The organism is Kordia periserrulae, from assembly GCF_003054265.1.
GTDB lineage: Bacteria > Bacteroidota > Bacteroidia > Flavobacteriales > Flavobacteriaceae > Kordia > Kordia periserrulae.
Map to the genome: position 1 here is coordinate 82,351 of NZ_QBKT01000011.1, position 19,039 is coordinate 101,389.

14 protein-coding genes are annotated in these 19,039 nt (G+C 36.5%); 6 read left to right on the forward strand and 8 right to left on the reverse strand.

The genetic code is table 11. The features are described 5' to 3' along the window. Position 1: 1 nt before the first annotated feature. The 3 genes from C8N46_RS18180 to C8N46_RS18190 are packed head-to-tail and all read right to left on the reverse strand — an operon-like array spanning position 2 to position 1,762. Positions 2–343 (reverse strand): Hpt domain-containing protein, encoded by a 342-nt coding sequence (locus tag C8N46_RS18180; RefSeq protein WP_108116536.1) that lies wholly within the window; start codon positions 341–343, stop codon positions 2–4. 3 nt (positions 344–346) lie between these two features. After that, on the reverse strand, positions 347–958 hold the full coding sequence (locus C8N46_RS18185; protein ID WP_108116537.1) for a fumarylacetoacetate hydrolase family protein: 612 nt from the start codon (positions 956–958) through the stop codon (positions 347–349). Positions 959–988: 30 nt separating this feature from the next. Then, entirely contained in the window at positions 989–1,762 is a 774-nt protein-coding gene (locus tag C8N46_RS18190) for a 3'-5' exonuclease (RefSeq protein ID WP_108116538.1), read from the reverse strand. A 107-nt stretch (positions 1,763–1,869) separates the two neighbouring features. Here C8N46_RS18190 and C8N46_RS18195 point away from each other — a divergent pair, with 107 nt between their 5' ends. Beyond that, the gene (locus C8N46_RS18195; protein WP_146169877.1) at positions 1,870–2,499 is read left to right on the forward strand and encodes a thioredoxin domain-containing protein; all 630 of its coding nucleotides are present in this window, start codon (positions 1,870–1,872) and stop codon (positions 2,497–2,499) included. A 291-nt stretch (positions 2,500–2,790) separates the two neighbouring features. On the opposite strand, the gene C8N46_RS18200 is transcribed toward C8N46_RS18195, so the two are convergent. The 3 genes from C8N46_RS18200 to recR all read right to left on the reverse strand — a co-directional run bounded on the left by C8N46_RS18200 (position 2,791) and on the right by recR (position 5,986). Continuing rightward, positions 2,791–4,128: a dihydrolipoamide acetyltransferase family protein gene (locus C8N46_RS18200; RefSeq protein WP_108116540.1), complete on the reverse strand. Its 1,338-nt coding sequence runs from the start codon at positions 4,126–4,128 to the stop codon at positions 2,791–2,793. Between the two features lie 109 nt (positions 4,129–4,237). Then, positions 4,238–5,353 carry a glycosyltransferase family 2 protein gene (locus C8N46_RS18205; protein WP_108116541.1) on the reverse strand — a complete coding sequence of 372 codons (1,116 nt, stop codon included), beginning with the start codon at positions 5,351–5,353 and terminating at the stop codon, positions 4,238–4,240. A gap of 12 nt (positions 5,354–5,365) precedes the next feature. Further along, positions 5,366–5,986, reverse strand: a complete 621-nt coding sequence (gene recR / locus C8N46_RS18210; RefSeq protein WP_108116542.1) for a recombination mediator RecR — start codon at positions 5,984–5,986, stop codon at positions 5,366–5,368. A 389-nt stretch (positions 5,987–6,375) separates the two neighbouring features. On the opposite strand from recR, the gene C8N46_RS18215 reads away from it, so the two are divergent. Further along, positions 6,376–7,893 (forward strand): sodium:solute symporter, encoded by a 1,518-nt coding sequence (locus C8N46_RS18215; protein ID WP_108116572.1) that lies wholly within the window; start codon positions 6,376–6,378, stop codon positions 7,891–7,893. Here the strand turns inward: C8N46_RS18215 and C8N46_RS18220 are convergent. Then, a complete protein-coding gene (locus C8N46_RS18220; protein ID WP_108116543.1) occupies positions 7,864–8,220 on the reverse strand; it encodes a CoA-binding protein in 357 nt (118 codons plus the stop codon). The genes C8N46_RS18215 and C8N46_RS18220 overlap by 30 nt on opposite strands. 205 nt (positions 8,221–8,425) lie before the next feature. Here C8N46_RS18220 and C8N46_RS18225 point away from each other — a divergent pair, with 205 nt between their 5' ends. Beyond that, a complete protein-coding gene (locus C8N46_RS18225) occupies positions 8,426–10,894 on the forward strand; it encodes an outer membrane beta-barrel protein (protein WP_170110102.1) in 2,469 nt (822 codons plus the stop codon). A gap of 376 nt (positions 10,895–11,270) precedes the next feature. Here C8N46_RS18225 and C8N46_RS18230 read toward each other — a convergent pair whose 3' ends face one another. Beyond that, on the reverse strand, positions 11,271–12,287 hold the full coding sequence (locus C8N46_RS18230; RefSeq protein WP_108116545.1) for a 3-oxoacyl-ACP synthase III family protein: 1,017 nt from the start codon (positions 12,285–12,287) through the stop codon (positions 11,271–11,273). 350 nt (positions 12,288–12,637) lie between these two features. On the opposite strand from C8N46_RS18230, the gene C8N46_RS18235 reads away from it, so the two are divergent. From C8N46_RS18235 to C8N46_RS18245, 3 genes are all read left to right on the forward strand, one after another. Then, positions 12,638–15,064: an alpha/beta hydrolase family protein gene (locus C8N46_RS18235; RefSeq protein ID WP_108116546.1), complete on the forward strand. Its 2,427-nt coding sequence runs from the start codon at positions 12,638–12,640 to the stop codon at positions 15,062–15,064. Between the two features lie 313 nt (positions 15,065–15,377). Continuing rightward, the gene (htpG, locus tag C8N46_RS18240) at positions 15,378–17,264 is read left to right on the forward strand and encodes a molecular chaperone HtpG (RefSeq protein ID WP_108116547.1); all 1,887 of its coding nucleotides are present in this window, start codon (positions 15,378–15,380) and stop codon (positions 17,262–17,264) included. 122 nt (positions 17,265–17,386) lie between these two features. Continuing rightward, positions 17,387–19,039 (forward strand): serine hydrolase, encoded by a 1,653-nt coding sequence (locus tag C8N46_RS18245; RefSeq protein WP_108116548.1) that lies wholly within the window; start codon positions 17,387–17,389, stop codon positions 19,037–19,039.

Genomic DNA, 19,039 nt, shown 5'->3' on the forward strand with positions numbered 1-19,039 from the left:
ATTATGGTAAGTTGAATTCTTTTTTAAGTTCCAAAATATTTTCATCAATCATTGCTTTCAACTTTGGAAAGTTTTCGGCAATGTCGTCCATATTGGTTTCTGCTTTTGCCCAATTGAGAATTTTAAAATTCAACTCAAAAGCGGCATCCATGCCTAACAATTCTAAATTCGGCTTTATTTTGTGACTTATTTGGTAAATTCCCTTGTAATGTTTTGCCACAATTTCTTTTTCAAACACGGTAAGGTCTGCTGGAATTTCCTCTATAAAAGCAACTACTACTGCTTCTATAAATTCGTTGTCTCCATCAGACATTGCGTGTATTTTTTCTAAATTATATCCCATTTTTTATTTTACTACTATTGAAAATAATTCTTGTCCTTCTAAATATCCTGTCAGTCGCTCGTCAGCATGTACTTTTGCTACGCCTGCAGGTGTTCCTGTAAATATGATGTCGCCAATTTTTAAGGTAAAATATTGCGAAACATACGCGATAAGTTCATCAATTTTCCAGAGCATTTGTTGCGTGTTTCCTTGCTGAACGACTTCTCCGTTTTTTTCCAACGAAAAGTTGAGATTGTTGATGTCGTCAAATTGCGCTTTGTCAATCCATTTGCCCACAACCGCCGAACCGTCAAAGGCTTTTGCTTTTTCCCACGGCAATCCTTTGGCTTTGAGTTTCGATTGTAAATCGCGCGCTGTAAAATCGATTCCTACGCTGATTTCGTTGTAATATTTGTGTGCAAATTTTTTGTCGATGTATTTTCCCAATTTATTAATTTTCACCAAAACTTCTACTTCGTGATGAATTTCCTCTGAGAAATCAGGAATGAAAAACGGTTGCTTTTTTAACAAAATCGACGTGTCAGCTTTCATGAAAATAACTGGATCTTTTGGTTTTTCATTTTCAAGCTCTGCAATGTGTTCTGTATAGTTTCTTCCGATGCAAATAATTTTCATCTGCTTAGTTTTTAATCGTAAAAAATATAATTAAAGCTTCGTATTAAGCTTTCGCAATTTGATTGCCGTCAATACTTTTTTGGTGTACAACGGAAAATTAGCGTTGAGAATCCAGCCAAAATAACCAGGTTCTTCTTCTAAAACTTTCGCTACTTTTTTCCCTTTGTGCTTTCCAAACGAGAAAATTTCTTCATCATCTTTGTCATAAATGATAAATCCTGCAAAATCGGCTGTTTTTTTACGCGTTGTGAATTCGCTCAACTTTTTTATATCATTTTCCAATTCGTCATAGCGATCTAGTTGCGATTTTAAGACTTCGTAGGTTGCATTGGTATCTGCTGCTGCGCTGTGCGCGCCTTCCAATTCTTTTCCACAGTAAAATTTATATGCGGCAGCCAACGTACGTTTTTCCATTTTGTGAAAAATAGTTTGCACATCAACCGATACTTTATTTTTCATGTCAAAGTCAATTTCTGCGCGCAACAATTCTTCTGCTAATAGCGGAATGTCAAAGCGATCAGAATTATATCCTGCCAAATCACTGTCTTTTATCATGTTGTAGATTTCTTTCGAAATTTGCTTAAACGTTGGCTCATTCGCTACTTTTTCGTCTGTAATTCCGTGAATTTCAGATACGCTAGCAGGAATTGGCATTTCCGGATTTACCAACCAAGTTTTGCTTTCTTTCGTTCCGTTTGGATGTACTTTGAGTATTGAGATTTCTACAATTCTATCTTTCGCTACTTCCACGCCAGTAGTTTCTAAGTCGAAGAAGCAGATCGGATTTTTTAGTTTTAATTCCATTATTTTGTTTAAAGCAGTAAATTTACCATTATTACAGGGCAAATAAAATTATTTCATGGTATAATCATTGATTTTAATTCATTCTTAACAATTATAGAAAAAATCGTATGCGGAAGTCAGTCGTTGCAATGCTTTTTATGTTTTTTTGTTGGATTTTTTCCGCGAAAGCACAATCAGAAGCTATTGAAATTGTAGAAGAGAAAGGCAAAAATACAATCGCCATTTACGCAATTAATCATACGCAAACTGAGAAAGAAGTTTTTTTTAAGATTGATGGCGAAGGATTTCGAAAAAGCAGCTATCGCCCTGTAATTAAAAAAGTTCCGCCACAAGAAAAAACACTACTTACGACGCTGATTCCCTTAAAAAATGTGACGCCCAAATACACCTATTTTCATTCGTTCGACAATTCGTTGGAAGAAGTGAATGTGGATGTTGTAAAAGTCAGCAATTGGAAAACACTGAATCAACTGATTGACAACGGAGAAACCATCATTTTTACGAAAGATGATTGCGCCAAATGCGAAAAATTGATTGGAATGTTAAACGCCAATCGCATTGCACACAAAGCGTTTGATATTTCTGAAAACGAGCGTTATAAAGAGTTTTTCTGGAATACCATTTCCAAAATGAAGCGCAAAGATGTGTTTATTTCGTCCATTCCTGTAGCGATTGTAAAAGGCAAGTTGTATGAAAGTTTGAATTTGATTTCGTTTGTGGAGTCTTTGAAGCAGTAGTTTTGTTGATTTGTTTATTTGTTTTTTGTTTTTCGTCGTTTCTGAGATTTTCTTTGAAACGCACACTTTTAAACTCTTAAACCTTTAAACTCTAAACCGTCACTTCGAGTGTTTTTCTGAAAGAAAAATGTATCGAGAAGTACTTTGAAACTTCTCAATGCTTTTTTCGTTTTTCGTCGTTCCTGAGGTTTTCTTTGAAACGCACACTTTTAAACTCATAAACTGATACACTAAAAAAAGAGTTCCCGTATTTGAGAACTCTTTTCGTTAAATGATATGCGTACTTTCTTATTAAATATCTCTGTCGCTGTCCCACGCTTCTAGGTAATCCGCGACTTGTTTTACGAATTGTCCACCAAGTGCTCCGTTTACCACTCTGTGATCGTAGGAGTGCGATAGGAACATTTTGTAACGAATTCCGATAAAATCACCTTCTGGAGTTTCAATCACCGCTGGCACTTTTCGGATAGCTCCTAACGCCAAAATCCCCACTTGTGGCTGATTGATAATCGGCGTTCCCATAATGCTTCCAAAGGTTCCAACGTTGGTTACCGTATAGGTTCCTCCTTGTATTTCATCTGGTTTTAGCTTGTTTTCTCTAGCTCTTCCTGCCAAATCGTTTACGGCTTTCGCCATTCCTACTAAATTCAGCTGATCTGCATTTTTGATAACTGGAACAATTAAGTTTCCGTCAGGTAAAGCCGCTGCCATTCCTAAGTTGATGTTTTTCTTTTTGATAATGGTATCACCATCCACAGAAATATTCATCATTGGAAAATCTTTCAACGCTTTTGCCACTGCTTCCATAAAAATTGGCGTAAACGTTAGTTTTTCTCCTTCGCGTTTTTCAAAAGCAGTTTTTACTTTTTTACGCCAGTTCCAAATATTGGTTACGTCAACTTCTACAAAACTTTGTACGTGCGCCGAAGTTTGTACCGAAGCTACCATGTGATGCGCAATGAGTTTCCCCATACGCGTCATTTCGATAATTTCGTCACCACCATTTACAGATACTGGAGTCGCTTGTGCTGATTTTGAAGCTACTGGTTTTGCCGCTTCTTTGACTGCCGCTTTAGGAGCTTCTGTTTTTTGAGGTTGTGCTGGTGCTTTTCCTCTATTTTCTACGTATGATAGAATGTCGTTTTTCGTGACTCTTCCGTCTTTTCCTGTTCCTGCAATGGCATCTAACTCGTCAACGGAGATTCCTTCTTCTTTCGCGATGTTTTTAACCAATGGCGAATAGAATTTTTCAGAAGTTGAAAAATCATTACTTACAGTTTCTTTTGCTTTTACAACTGCTTGTGCTGCCAATTCTGCTTCCGCAGGTTCGCCTTTCACTGCTACTTCAGGAGTTGGCTCTGCGGCTTCTGTTTCCGTGTTTCCTTCTCCATCAGTTTCTATAATAGCAACCGTTTCGCCTACTTTTACAACATCGTCTACATTGAACAGAATTTCAACTAAAACACCATCAACTTCACTTGGTAATTCAGAATCTACCTTGTCGGTTGCGATTTCCAACACTGCTTCGTCAGCTTCAATAGTATCGCCAACTTCTTTGAGCCATGATATAATTGTTGCTTCTGCAACACTTTCTCCCATTTGTGGAAGTTTTAGTTCAAATTTTGCCATATCCTTAATCTAAAGATGTTATTTTTATTTTTTTTGCGAAAATACTAAATTATATCGTTTTTTATTGAATTATTTTTAATTTAATTCTACGTTAACAATCGTACTTCAACTAGTTCAGTAACCGTACTTCGCCTCTATTTTTGGAGGAATCGCTTCCGAGGATAAAAGTACTGTTTTTTGGCAATATTTTGTAATATCCGAATTGCTTTTCAATGATTTGAATGCTGGTTTTGTAATCCACAAAATGAGTATCTAATACAATTTCAATGTGTTTCTTGTTTTTTATTTCGCTGAAAAGGTGTCCCAAATTTTGCACTCGAACTCCTTTTTTTTCACGATACACGTTTTCAATCTGCTTGAAACGTTCTTCCGAATCGCTGATAAAAATATAGGACTGAATTTCTTTGAGCGTTTTGGATTCCCCTTTTGATAGCAACGGAATTAATTTCGCGCCAAGCGTCACCGCCACATCATATAACAGATTTCGCTTGAAATGCTTTTTATAGAATAATTGCATAGCGCCGTAAAAACGTTTTGCATAGGTTTTGTCTTTGAGCGTGCTTTCTCCTTTGTAATGAATGACCGTTGTGTTGCCGTAATAATAGTTTTGAAATCCCGCTTTTTTAATTTTGTACGATAAATCGATGTCTTCGCCGTACATGAAATAGTCTTCGTCAAATCCGCCAACGCTGTCATACACCGCTTTTTTCATCAACATAAACGCTCCGACGAGAATATCCACTTTCCCGATTTCGTCCTTGTGTAATTCTGAATAGTAGCCTGAATTTTTACTGCCCATTATTTTTTTAACAGAAACCATCGGCGTGGGAATGTTTCGTTTGCTTTCGGGTAAAAACGCGCCGCTTCCGTCAACGAGTTTACAACCAACACTTCCTAGATTTTCGGTGTTTTCTGCGAATGTTAGTAATTGTGTAAAGGTGTCTTCCGCAACAATGGTATCAGGATTTAAGATACAAACGTATTCACCATTCGCTACTTTTACCGCTTGATTGTTCGCCTTTGCGAATCCGACATTTTCGTTGTTGGCAATGAGTTGAATGTTGGGAAAAGTGGTTTTCATCATCTCGCAACTGTCGTCAGGCGAATTGTTATCAACGACGATTATTTCCGCGTCCATTTCCGCAATAGCGGCTTGCACACTGCGAATACAGGCTTCTAAAAAGTAGCGCACATTGTAGTTGAGAATGATGACCGAAAGTTTCATACAAGTTAAAAGTTAGGAACTTTTCAGTGAGTTTTCAAACGGAACTCTGTTGACGATGCTTCTTCCCAACGTGACCTCATCGGCGTATTCCAATTCGTCACCCACCGAGATTCCACGAGCAATGGTTGAGGTTTTTACCTCGTAGTTTTCAATTTGCTTGTAGATGTAAAAGTTGGTCGTATCGCCTTCCATCGTTGAACTTAACGCAAAAATAATTTCCTTGATTTTTCCTTCTTTGACTTTTTCTACCAAACTAGCAATGGTCAAATTATGTGGCCCGATGCCATCTAACGGAGAAATTTTCCCGCCAAGGACATGATACAAACCTTTGTATTGCGCTGTGCTTTCAATTGCCATGACATCGCGAATATCTTCTACCACACAGACAATATCTTGCTGACGATTCGGATTGGCGCAGATATCACAAATCTCCACATCTGAAATGTTGTGACAGTTGTTGCAGTGCTTGATTTCCGTGCGTAATTCCTGCAACGAATTGACCAAGTGCAGCGTTTGACTTTCTGGCTGTTTCAACAAATGCAATACCAAACGTAAGGCAGTTCGCTTGCCAATTCCAGGCAATTGTGAGACTTCGTTTACGGCGTTTTCTAAAAGTTTTGAGGAGAATTCCATAGTGCAAATTTACAACTTTTTGAACTTGAAATTGAAATCGAATTTGAATTCTTCTAGCTATTGACAACATTGCAGTTGGTTGATGTGTTATTTAATACGAATAAATTTTACAGTGGAATATTAATAGTGCAAAAAAACCGGCTATGTTCTACTCTTGAAGAGCCTAATTTCTACACTTGAGTAGAAATATTTTTACTCAAGAGCAGAGAATAAGAGCTCTTGAGTAGAGAATCTGTGCACTTGAGTAGAAATTTTGTGAATGCAACCGTTAGAAAATGAGGAGATGATTGCACAACACTTGTACTGATGAATCAAATCTTTTATCTTTCAATTATTTAATTCAAAAAAAGTCACAGAAGTTTGTATTTTGCAAACAAGAAAATTTACACATGCAACCAATTCACATTTTACTACTGATTGCCAGCTATTTTGGCGTTTTGATTTTAATCTCGTATTTGACAAGTAAAGACGATAGCAACGAAACGTTTTTTAAGGCTTCGCGAAAGTCGCCTTGGTATGTGGTGGCTTTTGGAATGATTGGTGCTTCGTTATCAGGCGTTACGTTTATTTCCGTGCCAGGTTGGGTTGAGGCTTCACAATTTAGCTATATGCAGGTCGTTTTTGGTTATTTGGTGGGTTATTTTATCATTGCGTATGTACTGATGCCTATTTATTATCGTTTGAATGTGACGTCGATTTATCAGTATTTGGAAGATCGATTTGGCGTGGTGAGTTATAAAACAGGCGCTTTTTTCTTTTTGATTTCTAGAATTCTCGGCGCTTCGTTTCGTTTGTATTTGGTGGCGATTGTGTTGCAACAATTTGTGTTTGAAGCGTATGGAGTTCCGTTTGCCGTTACCGTAATTCTTTCTATTGTGTTGATTTGGTTATATACCTTTCGCGGGGGAATTAAAACGATTGTTTGGACAGATACGCTACAAACCTTGTTTATGCTAATCGCAGTTGGCGTTGCGATTTATTTAATTTTGGGAGATTTAGACCTAAGTTTTGGTGAATTTTGGAATTCCGAAAGCTTGGCGCAATACGATCAAATTTTGTTTACCGATAATTGGCTCGCTAAGAATTATTTTCTAAAATCGTTTGTGGGTGGATTGCTAATTGCAGTGTGTATGACTGGTTTGGATCAAGATATGATGCAGAAAAACTTGACGTGTAAAACACTCAAAGATGCACAAAAGAATATGGTTTCGTTTAGCTTAGTGCTTATTGTGGTGAATTTTATCTTTTTGCTGTTAGGCGCTTTGCTTTTTATGTATGCTAGTAAAAACGGCATTGAAACTCCACTGATGAACGGAAAACCAAAGACCGATTTGTTATTTCCAGAAATCGCCATTAAAGGAGAACTCGGCGTATCGCTTGCGATTGTCTTTTTACTTGGTTTAATCGCGGCAGCGTATTCGAGTGCGGATTCTGCGTTGACTTCGTTGACGACTTCTTTTTCTGTCGATTTTCTCGGAATTGAAAAGAAACCTAAAGAAAAGCAAAAAATGACACGTCAGTTAGTGCATGTAGGAATGTCTGCTGTGCTAATTATTGTCGTTATTATTTTTAAAATATTGAATAACGATAGCGTTATTGATAGTATTCTTGTCATTGCAGGTTATACATATGGACCATTGTTAGGCTTGTTTGCTTTTGGAATTTTCACCAAATACAACGTTATTGACAAGCACGTATGGATTGTAGCCTTGGTTTCCATCTGTCTTACGTACGTGATTGCAAATGCAGGCTCGTATTATATGTATTTCACCGAAAATGTTGCCAATCTCGCGGAAGCGGAAAAATTAGCCAAAAGCAATTGGTATCAATTTGGATATGAATTGTTAGCTGTAAATGGATTGCTAACGTTTATCGGTTTAGTACTGATTAGACGCCAACATGACTAAGGTACACGCTGAGACACATTGTACACCTTTTTCTGTTAACTGCTCAAAAAAATCTGGATTTTCTGTTCCAGGATTAAAAATAACACGTTTGGGTTGTAACGAAATGATATACTCGTAGTATTCTTCTTGAGCTGTCGGATTCAAGTACAAGGTAATGGTATGAATATCAGCATATTTGTTTAACTCTGTATCGATTGTAACTCCGTTAATTTCTCCTTCTTTACGTCCAAATGCTACAACTTCATGATGGTGATCCACCAATCGTTGTACTGCTTTGTATGAAAATCGATGCGGCTTGGTAGAAGCACCTAAAACTAATGTTTTCAATAGATTACGATATTTAGATTTACAATTTGGGTATGACTCGCTGGTAACGAGGTTGTAAATGTAGCAATTTTCATGAGAACAGTTTTGATTTGTTAAAATATGTTAAAATTCATCCTACAGCGTAACACAACCTATTTTACTTCGTCAAGTATGCATAATTCTAGTTAGACTAGAAATCATCAAAAAATAAAAACGAACTAATTACATGAAAAAACTATTCTCACTATGCATGCTTATGCTATGTATTGGCTTGCATGCGCAAACACCATCCCCAAAAATCGGAACTGTAGAAGGAAAAGTCATAGACGCTGCTACGAATGAAGCAATTCCTTATGCAACGATAGTTATCAAATCAAAAGCAGATAGCAAAGTACTTACGGGAGCTATTACGGATGATTCAGGAAATTTTAAAATAGAAAAAGTCCCTACTGGCGCGTTAACTGTCGATATTCAATTTATCGGTTACGAAACTATCACAAAAGAGGTTAATATAACTAATGAAGCAACGGTTGCGCTGTTAGGCACAATTTCACTTGCAGAAAGCGCAACTACGCTAAATGAAGTTGAAGTAGTTGCCGAACGTACAACTATTGAACAAAAAGTAGACAGAAAGGTTATTACTGTTGGAAAAGACTTAGTGACTGCTGGACCAACAGCTTCTGACATTATGAACAATTTACCTTCCGTAAACGTAGATCAACAAACAGGAGATATTAGTTTGCGTGGAAATCAAAACGTACGTGTGATGGTTGATGGAAAATTATCTACCATTCCAACAGCTCAATTGTTACGTCAGTTACCTTCAAATTCTATCAAAAAGATTGAATTAATTACCAATCCATCTGCAAAATACAATCCAGAAGGAATGAGTGGAATTATCAATATTGTATTGCGCAAAAACGTGAATATTGGGTTTAACGGAAATGCAACTCTTGGTTTTACTCGTGAGCGTGAAGCAAAGTTTAACAGTGCGCTTGATTTGAATTACCGTAACGGGAAATTTAATCTGTTCGGAAACTACTCAAACAATATTGCTAAAAACCGAAATGCTGGAGATATTTTTAGACCTGATGAAAATTCTTTACAACTTTTTGACAATTTAGACAATCAGAAGAATCACCTCATCAAAGTAGGTATTGATGTGTATTTGAATGACAAAAACACCATTTCTTTCTTTACCAATCAAAATATTACAGATGTAAAAAGTAACGGATTTGTAAGTGTACTATTTCCAGATGCTCCAGAATTCAACAACTTTCAAGACTTTTTAGCCTTGAATGATAATTTAGCGTCTCAATACAACTTTAACTATAAGTATAATATTTCGGAAGAAGGAGAAAGTATTGAACTAGAAGCCGATTACAACGTATTTGATGCTGATAATCAATTTGACTTTGTGTTTAGCGGTGCAAATACATTTCCAGATTATACGGACTTTGCACAGACAGATAGAGACCGTACAACGATCAATTTAGATTATGTAAAACCTTTAAAGAATAAAGCAAAATTAGAAGCGGGAGCGGAAGCGCGCTTGTTCAATTCAGAAATTGACTATCAATCTACTGGATTTACATTTAACGAAGCTGGCGTTTTACGCAGAACACCAAGTACCGATTTTAACTATAGTAGAGATATATACTCTTTATATGTAACGTACGGAAAACAATACGAAAAATGGTCATACCAACTTGGACTTCGTGGAGAAACGGTTCAAGTAGATGCCAATGCGTTGTCTACAGAAGTTGAAACTCCTGATACTGACAATATTATTTTTGAGAACGATTACACGCAAGTGTATCCATCAGCGTTTTTCACGTATTCACCTTCTGAGAAAAACTCATACCAATTGAGTTATAGTAGACGTGTAGATCGTCCTGGTATTGGACAAGTAAATCCAATTAGAGAATGGGCAACACCGTTGATTACTTCTTTCGGAAACATCAACTTGCAACCGCAGTTTACCAACTCTATGGAATTGAATTACACGCGCAAACTTGGAAACAAAGGAACTATTACAGGTGGTGTTTTCTATCGTATTATTGAAGATGAAATTAACAGAGCTGTTTTTGTAGACAGAACCGATTTGAACAGAATCATCTTAACACATGACAACTTTGATAATACTTCTGCGTACGGAGTTGAAATTTCGAGCAATTTCAGACCAACAAGTTGGTGGAGTTTCAATACGAGTTTTGACTTCTTCTCGCAAACACAACGCGGAATTACAGAATCGTTAAATGTACCAACGGATGTAGCAACGGTAGATAATATTGTGCGTGAAACGAGACAAGTAGACAACCAAGCGTGGAACTTTAGAATGTTTAACAACTTTACGGTTACTAAAAAATTAAACCTTTCTGCTTTTGGTTTTTACAGAGGAAGCGTACAAGGCATTCAGTTTGAAATGGAGCCAATGTATTTTGTAAATGTAGGAGCTCGTTATGCGTTTGCAGAAGGAAAAGGAACACTAAGTGTCAACTACAATGATATTTTCAACACCATGCGTTTTGGTTTTGACGGACAACGACCTTTCCGCCAAAGCGGTGAATTTAGATGGGAAAGCAATACCATCAACGTAAGCTTATCATACCGTTTTGGAGGTGGAAAATACCGTGCAAAATCGCGTAAGCAACGTGACAAAGATGTGAAGTCTGGAAGCGGTGGATTCCTATAAAAGCATAAAAACTCATTACAGATTAATAACTTCAATTATTATTGATGGTTAGTGTTAATTGAACGTTATTAAAATGTGAAGACCTTGGTTGTGCACAGCCAAGGTTTTCTATTTTTCACAAACACCAACTGTTATTAATCTATAAAGTTGTGTATTTTGACAAAAAAACTGTTAAAATTGTATAAATGAGCAATCTAATTCGAATAAAAACGTCGAAATTTGCAATATTCATAAAGTATACTGTATTGTTATTAGGTTAATTATTCGAATTTAGCACTCTAAAATTTACCATTTATATTGCACAAAGTATACTAGATATTATCAAAAAAAATCCCAAGCACGCTAGTACTTGGGATTTTGTTTGTGTATGTTTTAATTACCATTTTATAATTACACTTCCCCACGTAAATCCACTTCCAAAAGCTGCTAATACAACCGTATCACCTTCTTTTATTTTTCCTTCTTCCCACGCTTCTGTCAATGCAATAGGAATGGAAGCTGCTGTTGTGTTTCCGTAACGCATAATGTTATTATACACTTGGTCATCACCTAGTCCAAATTTTTTCTGAATAAACTGTGCTATTCGCAAATTCGCTTGGTGCGGAATGAGCATATCAATGTCTTCCTTTTTCAAGCCGTTTTTCACCAAACCTTCCATAATGACTTCGCTAAAACGAACTACGGCATTTTTGAATACAAATTGTCCGTTCATATATGGAAAATAAGAAGTATCTTCTTCATCATTGTCTAAATCTTTAATAATATCATTCACCCAGCGTTTTCCCATTCCTGGCGCAATTAACGACAATTCTTCGGCGTGTTCTCCTTGTGAATGTAGGTGTGAAGATAAAATTCCTCTACTGTTGTCTTCACTTCTTGTCAACACGGCAGCGCCTGCGCCATCACCAAAAATTACGGAAACAGCTCTTCCACGCGTGGTCATATCCAAACCGTGAGAATGCAATTCAGAACCAATCACTAAAACATTTTTATACATTCCAGTCTTGATAAACTGATCGGCAACAGAAATTGCATATACAAATCCTGAACATTGATTACGAACGTCCAACGCTCCTACCGTTTTAATGTCTAACTCCTTTTGCACCATCACACCTGGTCCTGGAAAGTAATAATCGGGACTCAAAGTGGCAAAAATGATAAAATCAATATCGTCTTTGTCAATTCCTGCGCGTTCAATGGCAATTTTGGCTGCCTTTACGCCCATTCCTGAGGTTGTATCTTCGGTGCCTTTTACGGCAAATCTTCGTTCTTTGATTCCTGTTCGTTCCTGAATCCAAGCATCATTGGTATCCATTATTTTAGACAAATCGTCATTGGTAACCACATTATCTGGAACGTAATGTCCTAATCCTATAATTCTAGATGTATACATAAATTATCAACTTTATATTTTTTCGTATGAAAACGGTATATAAAACTACGATTTCTTAAAAAACTAAGCTACAAAATTAAGCATTAATAATTATATCTGTCATTATTATCTAATGTAGTGCAACAAAAAAGCACATTCATACAATATAAATGTGCTTTAAAAACAACCTAACCAATAAATAAACAATTGATTAAGGAATTATTGTCTATACTTTACGATTTCTATCCTTAATCATAGGCGATAAATCGAGATTTTGACCTAAACCTTACAAGAAATACTGTTTTTTTATAAAGTTTTAGACTTTTTTTAGATAGCTTTATCGCTCATCAACCATAAATACTGAAAAAAACATGAAAAAAACCTATTTACTTCTCCTATTTCTCCTTCCCTTTTTAGGAATACACGCACAAGAAAATCTTGGCTATCAACTACCTCCACAAGAAATTTTAGAACTCGCCGATGCAAAACCTGCTCCTATCGTTCGTATGGATGATGCTGGAAAAAACTTTTATTTTGCTTACAGAGATAATTATAAAAGCATCGCTGAGCTTTCTGAAAAAGAATTACGCCTAGGCGGTTTGCGCATCAATCCAAAAACAAATATTGGTAGTAGACAAAACTATTCCAATCAAATCAAAATAAGAGTTGGTAGAGATAACGCAGAAGAAACCGTTGCCGGATTGCCAACAAAAGGGCGTTTTGCAAACATGAGCTGGTCTCCTGATGAAACCAAACTAGCATTGACAAATACTGTTGAAACTGGAGTTGAATTGTGGATTATCGATTTTAACACCAAATCGGCAACAAAAGTAACCGACGCTAACCTAAATGCCAATATTGGCAGCCCTTTTATGTGGTTGAAAAACAGTAACGAATTACTCGTGAAAAAAATTCCTAATAGCAGAAAAGAACTCATCAATACTGCAAGTACTGTTCCTGTTGGACCTACCATTTCAGTAAGTGAAGAAGGTGTCAAAGCACAAAACAGAACCTATCAAGATTTACTAAAAAATAAAAACGACGAATTCAACTTTGAGCAATTAGCCACTGCTGAATTGTATAAAGTAAGTTTGGATGGTACAACAACCTTATGGAAAGAAAAAAATATGTATCGCGGGATGTCTGTGTCGCCAAATGGTCAATATGTGATGTTGACTACGATTGACAAACCGTTTTCCTATTTGGTGACCTACGGAAGATTTCCGTCAACATCTACCATTTATGATATTAATGGAAATAAAGTATACGAAGCGTTAAAAGTGCCACTTATCGAAGACTTACCAAAAGGATTTATGTCAACACGTACAGGTCGTAGAAACATTTCTTGGCGCGATGATCAACCAGCAACCATTTATTGGGCAGAAGCACTGGATGGCGGCGACCCAGCAAAAGAAGTTCCGTATAGAGATGAAGCCTTTCAACTAAAAGCACCATTTACTGGAACACCGACATCATTAATGAAAACTGTGGGACGTTTTTCTGGAGTCATTTGGGGAAATAGTACTACTGCAGTTGCGTATGATTATTGGTGGAACACGCGAAATACGAAAACATACTTGTTCAATCCTTCAGACAATACTAAAAAAGCAACTATTATTTTCGATAGAAACTATCAAGATAGCTACAGTAACCCTGGAAATTTTATTACTTCTGAAAATGAATATCACGAATCAGTGTTAAGCATTGAAAAAAATAATCTGTATTTAATTGGTGATGGCTACAGCAAAGATGGTAAAAAGCCTTTTGTGGATAAATTCAATATCAAAACACTAAAAACCAAGCGCATTTACGAGTCCGATTACACCAATAAAACGCTTGATATTATGAATGCGGTTGACTTAAAGAAAGGTACTTTTTTGATACGACTTGAATCGCAGAGTGAATATCCTAACTACTACATTCAAAACCTAAAAAAGAATACGCCTGCAGTGGCATTGACCAACTTTAAAAATCCTTTTGAAAGCATTAAAGATGTTAAAAAAGAAGTCATAACGTATAAGCGTGATGACGGATTGGAGCTTTCAGGAACCTTGTATTTGCCTACAGATTATGAAAAAGGCAAAAAATACCCAATGATTCTTTGGGCATATCCAAGAGAATTTAAGGACAAAAGCAGTGCAAGTCAGGTAACTGCAGATGCGAACGAATTTACTTTTCTATATTACGGCTCGCCGATTTATTGGGTAACGCGCGGTTATGTAGTGTTGGATGATGCATCTTTCCCTATTATTGGTGAAGGAGATGAAGAACCAAACGATACGTTTATAAAACAATTAGTAGCCAACGGAAAAGCAGCCATTGATGCAGTTGACAAATTGGGCTATATCGACAGAACCAAAGTGGCTGTTGGCGGACATTCCTACGGAGCATTTATGACCGCAAACTTACTCACACATTCTGACTTATTTGCTGCTGGAATTGCGCGAAGTGGTGCATATAACAGGACTTTAACACCGTACGGATTCCAAAGTGAAGAGCGTAGTTATTGGGAAGCTCCTGAAATCTATTATAACATGTCGCCGTTTATGCATGCAGACAAAATGAAAACGCCATTACTTTTAATTCATGGTGAAGCGGATAATAACTCAGGAACCTATCCACTGCAAAGTGAGCGTTATTTTAATGCACTCAAAGGAATGGGCGCACCTGTGCGTTTGGTGATGTTGCCAAAGGAAAGTCATGGATATAGAGCTAAAGAATCCATCATGCACTTGTTGTGGGAACAAGACCGCTGGTTGGAAATGCATTTAAAAAACAAAAAACCAGATTCCAAGTAATTTCTTTTACATAAAACTATAAACTCCGCTTTTTGGCGGAGTTTTTTTGTATTCATAAAGATTATTTAAAGAGTTTAGTATACGCAAAAAAATTAGTGTACATCAACAAACAGATTGCCACAAGTTTTTGCAAAACTTTCGCAAAGACGTTTCAAATAAGTTCAATATTTCAATTCTTCAATATTTTAATCTTTTAATCAAAAATAATGACAGCATTTATGTCATCTTGTCACTTGTGTGAAAATGGTATTTTTTTTGGGAAGTTATATTCCATAATCATGAAAATAATTAATAACAACTAAAAAGATAACACATGGCAACAGGAAATATTAATGTATCTGTAGAAAATATTTTTCCTCTCATTAAGAAATTTTTATACAGCGATCACGAAATCTTTTTAAGAGAATTGATTTCCAACGCTACCGACGCCACTTTAAAACTTAAACATTTAACCAGCATTGGCGAAGTAAGTGTAGAATATGGAAATCCAATCATTGAAGTTAAAGTAGATAAAGAAGGTAAAAAACTGCACATCATTGACCAAGGAATTGGAATGACTTCTGAGGAAATTCAAAAATATATCAATGAAGTAGCCTTTTCGGGTGCAGAAGAATTCTTAGAAAAATATAAAGATTCTGCCAAAGATTCAGGAATCATCGGACACTTCGGACTTGGTTTTTACTCTGCCTTTATGGTGGCGGAAAAAGTAGAAATCATTTCAAAAAGTTACAATGAAGACGCAAAAGCAGCACATTGGATCTGTGATGGTTCGCCACAATTTACATTAGAAGAGCACGACAAAACGGATCGTGGAACAGAAATTATTTTACACATCGCTGAAGATTCTACTGAATTCCTAGAAGATGCAAGAATTCGTGAATTGTTAGTGAAGTACAACAAGTTCATGCCAATTCCAATCAAATTTGGAACTAAAGAAGAAACTCTACCGCTTCCAGAAGATGCTGAAGAAGGCGCTGAACCAGAAAAAATTACAGTTGATAATATCATCAACAATCCAAATCCTGCATGGACAAAACAACCAGCCGATTTGGAAGAAGACGATTATAAAAAATTCTACCGCGAATTGTATCCAATGCAATTTGAAGAACCGTTATTCAACATTCACTTAAATGTAGATTATCCGTTCAACCTTACGGGAATTTTATACTTTCCGAAGCTTGGAAACGATATGAACATGCAAAAGGACAGAATCCAATTGTATCAAAACCAAGTGTTTGTAACAGACAATGTGGAAGGAATTGTGCCTGAGTTTTTAACGATGTTAAAAGGTGTGATTGATTCGCCAGATATTCCATTAAACGTATCGCGTTCGTACTTGCAAGCCGATGGAAACGTAAAGAAAATTTCGTCGTACATCACACGAAAAGTGGCAGACAAGTTAACCTCATTGTTCAAAAACAACAGAGAAGATTTTGAAGCAAAGTGGAATGATATCAAAATTGTAATTGAATACGGAATGCTTTCTGAAGAGAAATTCTTTGACAAGGCAGATAAATTTGCGTTGTATCCTTCGGTTGACGGAACGTATTACACGTACGAAGAATTACACGAAAAAATTAAGGATGCGCAAACCGATAAAGATGATAAAACTATCATTCTGTACGCATCTAACAAAGACCAACAACACAGCTATATTGAAGCCGCGAAAGAAAAAGGCTATGAAGTATTGTTGTTAGATTCGCCGATTGTTTCGCACTTAATCCAAAAGCTAGAAACGTCTAAAGAAAATATTTCATTTGCGCGTGTCGATGCAGACCACATTGACAACTTAATCAAGAAAGATGAGGAACAAATCTCAAAACTTTCTGATGAAGAAAAAGAAACTTTGAAAACTACGCTTACAGAAGTTGTTCCTGCAGATAAATATACAGTTCAACTAGAAGCGATGGACTCTAACGCGTCACCGTTTATGATTACGCAACCAGAGTTTATGCGTCGTATGAAAGAAATGCAGCAAACTGGCGGCGGTATGTTTGGTATGGGGAATTTCCCAGAAATGTACAACTTGGTCGTAAATACGAATCACGAATTGGTTGGACAGATTTTAAACACAAAAACACGCAAAAAACAAGAACGTTTAATCAAACAATCACTGGATTTAGCGCGTTTATCGCAAAATTTATTGACAGGTGAAGAGTTGACACAATTCATCAAACGTAGTTACGAAATGATTAAATAATCACATATTTTTCACTATCTTAAAACCGCTTCTCACAAGAAGCGGTTTTTTTGTAACCAATCGTAAATATGTTCGTCATATTCACATTCATTCAATCAAAAAATTAATCAAATCAAAAAAACATGAAAAAAACACTTTTAAAAAATTACCTCTTCCTTCTTTTACTTGCAATTCCGTTGCTGCACTATGCACAAAATGATCTCACAGAAATTGATAATTTGATGAGCGAACAATACAAAGAAAATGCTTCTGGAGCTACCATTTTAGTAGCAAAAGACGGAGAAGTTGTATTTCGCAAAGCGTACGGAAAAGCCAATCTAGAACTCAATGTAGACATGAAACCTGAAAATGTCTTCGAAATCGGTTCTATCACCAAACAATTTACCGCCGTTGGTGTTTTAATGTTGTTGGAAGAAGGAAAGCTTTCGCTGGAAGATGAAATCACAAAATACCTTCCTGAGTATCCTACACAAGATACCAAAATCACCATTCATCACTTATTGACACATACCTCTGGTATTAAAAGTTACACCTCAATGCCTTCGTTGCAAGAGTATGCTCGAAAAGATGTCACTCCAATGGAATTGATTGATAGTTTTAAAAACGAACCAATGGATTTTAAACCTGGCGAGCAATATCTGTATAACAATTCTGGGTATGTAATTTTGGGATACATCATTGAAAAAATTACTGGAAAATCGTATGAAGAATTCATTCAGAAGCGCATTTTTGACAAATTAAACATGAACAACTCCTATTACGGAAGCAAATCAACACTTATTGAAAATCGTGCAAACGGTTACCAACAAGGCGAATCGGGGTATGTAAATGCCAACTATTTAAGCATGACCATTCCGTATGCTGCGGGTTCACTTATGTCAACTGTAGATGATTTATTTACATGGAATACCGCAATTCGCAATCACAAATTAATCTCGAAAGAAAGTACCAAAAAAGCCTTTACCAATTACACACTCAACAACGGAAGCCCAATCAATTATGGCTATGGTTGGCAAACTGTGCAAATTAAAGATGTTCCTGTAATTGCACATGGTGGCGGCATTTTTGGTTATACATCGCAAGGCGTATATGTGCCGAGCGAAAATGTGTATGTGATTATTTTGACCAACTGCAATTGCAATTCGCCATCGGAAATTGCCTATAAAGTTGCAGCAATTGCTATTGGAAAATCGAATCCAAAGGTTGCCGACGCTATTAAATTGAACAAAGAACAATTACAAAAATGGGTTGGCGCGTACAAATTTGAAGATGGTACTACGCGATTTATCACGCTAGAAGACCATCAGTTGTACAGTCAACGTATGGATGGCAATACTAAATTTAAGATCTACCCGATTTCGGAAAATCAATTTTTCTTTGCAGATAGTTTTTCAGAATTTATTTTTTCTGACACACCTGAAAAGACCGCAATTTTCAGAAATCAAAATGGCGAAGTAACGGGCGTTTGGAGTGATGAAAAAATGCCAGCACCTAAAAAGGAAATTCAATTACCTGAAGAAATATTGCAAACCTACATAGGAACCTACGAATTGACTCCTAATTTATTAGTCGAAATCACCCTAGAAGACGGGAAAATTTTTGCGCAACCGACCAATCAATCGAAAGCGGAATTGTTTGCAGAATCGGAGCGTGATTTCTTTTTAAAAGTTGTTCCGGCTACTATCACATTTACCGTAGACGAAACTACAAAATTACCTATTAGCTTTACACTAAGTCAGGGCGGAAGAGAAATGGTCGCGAAAAAAATCAAGTAA

Excerpts from the sequence above, each read along its gene's own strand:
- C8N46_RS18230 (WP_108116545.1), bottom strand. The coding sequence starts at position 12,287 with ATGTATACATCTAGAATTATAGGATTAGGACATTACGTTCCAGATAAT.
- C8N46_RS18245 (WP_108116548.1), top strand. The coding sequence starts at position 17,387 with ATGAAAAAAACACTTTTAAAAAATTACCTCTTCCTTCTTTTACTTGCA.
- C8N46_RS18200 (WP_108116540.1), bottom strand. The coding sequence starts at position 4,128 with ATGGCAAAATTTGAACTAAAACTTCCACAAATGGGAGAAAGTGTTGCA.
- C8N46_RS18215 (WP_108116572.1), top strand. The coding sequence starts at position 6,376 with ATGCAACCAATTCACATTTTACTACTGATTGCCAGCTATTTTGGCGTT.
- C8N46_RS18190 (WP_108116538.1), bottom strand. The coding sequence starts at position 1,762 with ATGGAATTAAAACTAAAAAATCCGATCTGCTTCTTCGACTTAGAAACT.
- C8N46_RS18195 (WP_146169877.1), top strand. The coding sequence starts at position 1,870 with ATGCGGAAGTCAGTCGTTGCAATGCTTTTTATGTTTTTTTGTTGGATT.
- htpG (WP_108116547.1), top strand. The coding sequence starts at position 15,378 with ATGGCAACAGGAAATATTAATGTATCTGTAGAAAATATTTTTCCTCTC.
- C8N46_RS18225 (WP_170110102.1), top strand. The coding sequence starts at position 8,426 with ATGAAAAAACTATTCTCACTATGCATGCTTATGCTATGTATTGGCTTG.
- C8N46_RS18185 (WP_108116537.1), bottom strand. The coding sequence starts at position 958 with ATGAAAATTATTTGCATCGGAAGAAACTATACAGAACACATTGCAGAG.
- recR (WP_108116542.1), bottom strand. The coding sequence starts at position 5,986 with ATGGAATTCTCCTCAAAACTTTTAGAAAACGCCGTAAACGAAGTCTCA.
- C8N46_RS18205 (WP_108116541.1), bottom strand. The coding sequence starts at position 5,353 with ATGAAACTTTCGGTCATCATTCTCAACTACAATGTGCGCTACTTTTTA.
- C8N46_RS18235 (WP_108116546.1), top strand. The coding sequence starts at position 12,638 with ATGAAAAAAACCTATTTACTTCTCCTATTTCTCCTTCCCTTTTTAGGA.
- C8N46_RS18180 (WP_108116536.1), bottom strand. The coding sequence starts at position 343 with ATGGGATATAATTTAGAAAAAATACACGCAATGTCTGATGGAGACAAC.